The sequence below is a fragment of the Candidatus Hydrogenedentota bacterium genome, from assembly GCA_035416745.1.
GTDB lineage: Bacteria > Hydrogenedentota > Hydrogenedentia > Hydrogenedentales > SLHB01 > UBA2224.
This window is the reverse complement of the sequence record DAOLNV010000120.1, coordinates 12,069-13,261: the sequence shown is the minus strand read 5'-3', so window position 1 is coordinate 13,261 and position 1,193 is coordinate 12,069. Positions and strand designations below refer to the sequence as shown.

Below are 1,193 nucleotides of genomic sequence, written 5' to 3'. Positions count from 1 at the left end.
CCCGAACGCCACGACCTTCATGTGCAACGCGTGCGCATACGTTGCCAGCTCGCGCATGCGCCCACGATGCGCATCGTTCTCCGAACGTTCCGGCTCGGCCTCCCAGGGAATCAGGTTAAGAGGATTCTCGCAGAACACCATGTTGAGACCGTAGCGCAACGCCATGCGAATCGCGGCTTCATCCTTGACGACGGTGCGTGTGAAACGAATTCCCAGCTCCGGCGCGCGCCTGGTGTCGATATTGGGGACCTCGCCGAGTACCCGAAGCCGGTCCCAGACCCAGTAGAGCCCATAGACATCGCCAGCCGCCGAGCCGCCTGCTATGACGATGGTCCTGTGCTCGCCGTCCCGAAGGGTCGTTATCTCGTACCCTTCGGGGTGGTCCGCGCCGTGCAGGGCCAGTCTGCCCGTGTCGCAAAGCATGCGCGTGACGCGATTACGGCCGGGCCCTCCGACGACGATGGCGTCCGCGTTGGGAGCAGCGGACTCGAAAGCGACCGAAAACGCGATGCCGGTCAGTTGGCCCGCGCTCCGCAAATCATCAAGGGCAACGCGTACGGCTTCCTCGTTTGCGTAGTCTTCGGGCAAGACCACGGTCCAGTCCGCACTCGCCGCTTCGTAGAAAAGCAGGCACAAGACTGCGCCCCCTAACACTGCCCGCATGCAAACCACGTCGGAATCCCTCCGTAATTGCACCCGTTTGTCCCGGCCCATTCTGCTCCAGGCCGGGCCGCCTTACAACGATGCGCTGCGTGTATCATGGCCTACTTGGGCGACCACAGAAATGCGCGGCGATGCAGCCCGCTGCGCGGATTTCGGCCCGGAGGCTCCGTGTGAACCAGAACCGCAACGGTGTTCGGTTCGCCAGGCCGTACCACGTTGGTCACGTCGTAGTCGATAGGCGTGAAGTCGTCGAACAAGCCGCGACGTCCGCGGGTGCCCTCGCCGGAACAGAGAATCCCGTTCACCCACACCCACACGCCATCGTTATATACACCGCCAAGGGCGAGACGAAGGGGTTTCCCGGCGAGGTGAACGGGTATGCCGAACTGCGTGCGATACCAGGCGGGACCGGCGTATGGCCAGCCCCGCTCATCCTGCAAGCCCTGAATCTCCCAATTCAGAGTCGTGTCGATAACCCTCCACCCGGATTCCACGTTTGGCTGGTACCACTCGTAAAGCGTGCCGGAATC

The 1,193-nt window shown here is 62.9% G+C and carries 2 protein-coding genes; both read right to left on the bottom strand.

Going from position 1 to position 1,193, the window contains the following annotated elements:
• Nucleotides 1–672: hypothetical protein (locus PLJ71_21175; protein HQM51201.1), on the bottom strand; the 672-nt coding region annotated here is incomplete at its 3' end.
• A gap of 92 nt (nt 673–764) precedes the next feature.
• The coding region (locus PLJ71_21170; GenBank protein ID HQM51200.1) for a beta galactosidase jelly roll domain-containing protein at nt 765–1,193 on the bottom strand (429 nt) is incomplete at its 5' end.